At 47.9% G+C, this 2,918-nt stretch carries 2 protein-coding genes; both read left to right on the top strand.

Annotation, left to right across the window (positions count from 1 at the left end):
• Positions 1 to 757 precede the first annotated feature (757 nt).
• The gene (locus QUB56_RS36660; RefSeq protein ID WP_332961266.1) at positions 758 to 1,105 is read left to right on the top strand and encodes a VOC family protein; all 348 of its coding nucleotides are present in this window, start codon (positions 758 to 760) and stop codon (positions 1,103 to 1,105) included.
• 449 nt (positions 1,106 to 1,554) lie between these two features.
• Positions 1,555 to 2,814: a rod shape-determining protein RodA gene (gene rodA / locus QUB56_RS36665; protein ID WP_332961267.1), complete on the top strand. Its 1,260-nt coding sequence runs from the start codon at positions 1,555 to 1,557 to the stop codon at positions 2,812 to 2,814.
• Positions 2,815 to 2,918 lie beyond the last annotated feature (104 nt).

A 2,918-nucleotide genomic window follows, 5' to 3' on the forward strand; every position in this document is an offset into this window, starting at 1 on the left:
TCATTCCATCATTCCTCTTTCACGATCGTCGCTCTATTTTACTATTTTTCTCCGCCCTTTACAAAAAAGCACTACCGTGCTACCTAGCGTCTTTTTTTTGTTAGTCCCTGTCTTTTCAACTCTCGACACATGGTACTAGAACTGATCCAGCGTACTTGCGTAAATCCTGTTCAACATAGTTAATAGACATGATGGATTTATCCTGAAGATAGGTTGTAGAGCGATTTGGGCGCAGCTATTCCCAAGTAGAAACCCAGTCGGGACAAATTGTTGCGGCAGAAGTGCCGTCAATCGATTTTAGATTTTAGATTTTAGATTTTAGATTGACCCCACGGATAAATGTGGGGGCTTGAGGATTTTCGATTTTCGATTTTGGATTGATTCCACGGATAAATGCGGGGGCTTGTACCACCTTTGAAATTCCCTTGTCAAGGCCTGTACCGAGAACGGGGAGAATTTGACCCTCGCCATGCAGCACCATGCAGAACGAATCCAAATACTCGATCGGCGCTCTGATTAGACCAAGCCGAAGTTTGCAATCAATTAGCACTGACAGAACAAAAACTTGGTAACATCGAGAAAGTCCAAGAAAATTTTGAGGGCGCCGTTCAACTTTTTAGCGAAATGGACGCCAGCAAACAAGTAGAAAAAGTACAGTTAGCTGTCATACACAAAACCGAAAAGATACCTAATTAATCGAGCAATAAATGAGAAAATAGATACAATAAACTAAAGCACAACCATAAATTTGGTAGATATGAAACTAAAACGATTGGGACACGTAGCTGTCTGCGTGCAAGACATAGAGAAATCTGCTGAGTTCTATCTAAACTTGGGCATGGAGTTAGTATGGAAAGATGCAGACTGGGCTTATTTGAAAGCAGGAGAGGACGGACTGGCGCTGTTGAGTCCGAGTTACGACCAAGCAGGGCCACACTTTGGGTTTGTATTTGACGATCGCGCCGAAATGGAATCGGCTTACCAACAACTCAAAGCCGATGGTGTTTCCGTCACCCAGATTCACGAACACCGCGACGGTACAGCATCTTTTTACGGCAGAGACCCCGACGGTAACGGTTTTGAATACCTTTACGAACCAGCCTGAGTATTCTAGAATTTGCCGATCGCGATCGGGCTCGAAGTGCGATCGCGATCGGCCCGCTGTCACCGCGAACCTTGATTTGTGGTGCCCTATTCGGGTAAGGTTCGCACTGTGCACCCTAGAGGTCGATTGGTACTCCGTGCCCCGTGCGCACCTTACGAGATTGGTGTGTCCGCGCACTCCGGCGGCCCGTTGCTGACGGCCCGGAACCTCCGTACAACTGGCCGAATAAAGTGACATACTGACACCGATGCTTCTACAGTACGGTGCAGGATCTGAATCCGAACTATAGCGGTTCAATCGCGTGGTGAGGTATGCCCCATGCCCCATGCCCCATGCCCCATGCCCCATGCCAGATAGTACCTCATGTTACGCTCGAAAGGCTATATATCCACAACTTCCGAAAATCGGCTCGATAATCTAAAATCTAAAATCTAAAATCTAAAATCCTCATGTTGCAGAGAATACAAGTCAGAAATCGCTGGAAATCCATCTTCAAACCCTGGGAAGAAGCAGACCCTTGGCTGTTTGCCGCTTGCATCGGCCTCACCATCTTCGGGGGAATCATGATCCGCAGCGTCGAAATCAACCAGGGGCTGATCGACTGGTGGCGGCACTGGGTAACTGGCGGAGTCGGCTTGTTCCTCGCCATCATCATTTCCCGCTGTCGCTACCAAATACTGATTCAGTGGAAATGGCCGATTTACATATTAATCAATTTGTCGCTGATCGCAGTGCGTTTTATCGGTACTACAGGGCTCGGTGCCCAGCGGTGGATCAACATCGGCGGCTTCTACCTGCAACCCTCAGAATTTGCCAAAGTAGGGATGATTGTCACTTTAGCAGCTCTCCTGCACGACAAGACTGTCCCGACGGTGGGTAATATGTTGAGGATGCTGGCGATTATGGCTGTACCCTGGGGATTGATATTTGCCGAACCAAATTTAGGTACTTCCTTGGTGTTCGGCGCAATCACAATGGGGATGTTTTACTGGGGAAATGTCAATCCCGGCTGGCTGATATTGCTATTCTCTCCTCTATTCTCAGTTCTCCTCTACAACCTGTCTACACCGATTTGGGTAGCCTGGGTAGTTATTGCGGGTATTATCGCTTGGCGATCGTTACCTTGGCCCTGGTTGGGGACTTTCGGTGCTGTGCTGGTGAACGTTGTTTCTGGACACGTCGGACATATTTTTTGGAATGTGCTGCAGGATTATCAAAAAATGCGTCTGACAGGGTTTTTAAACCCGGAGAAAGACCCTTTAGGCAGCGGATATCACTTGATTCAATCTCGGATTGCTATTGGGGCCGGGGAACTCAAAGGCAGGGGTTTGTTTCACGGAACGCAAACTCAGCTTAACTTTATTCCCGAACAGCATACGGACTTTATCTTTTCAGCTATTGGCGAAGAATTGGGCTTTATTGGCTGCATTTGCGTGCTGTTGGTGTTTTGGATAATTTGTTTCCGGTTGGTGATGCTCGCTCAAACTGCTAACGATAATTTTGGTTCTTTGCTGGCGATCGGCGTACTGTCAATGTTGATTTTTCAGGTGTTCGTAAATATTGGGATGAACATTGGCTTGGCTCCGGTTACGGGCATTCCGCTGCCTTTCCTGAGTTACGGGAATGCGTCGCTGCTGAGTAATTTTCTCGCGCTGGGACTGGTGGAGGCGGTGGCGAACCAGCGACAGCGCAAGAAGCGTTGGAATTAGGCAATTAGCAATTGCTAATTGCAGGACTTATAAGGAATACCCTGAAAACCCCGTGACTTCAGTCCGGGGATGAAAGGGCGTTGCAGGATTTATCCTGCCTGTTC

The sequence above is a fragment of the Microcoleus sp. AR_TQ3_B6 genome, assembly GCF_036702785.1.
Classification (GTDB): Bacteria; Cyanobacteriota; Cyanobacteriia; order Cyanobacteriales; family Microcoleaceae; genus Microcoleus.

What these genes read in the sequence shown, in the direction of transcription:
- QUB56_RS36660 (WP_332961266.1), top strand. Translation starts at nt 758, where the DNA reads ATGAAACTAAAACGATTGGGACACGTAGCTGTCTGCGTGCAAGACATA.
- rodA (WP_332961267.1), top strand. Translation starts at nt 1,555, where the DNA reads ATGTTGCAGAGAATACAAGTCAGAAATCGCTGGAAATCCATCTTCAAA.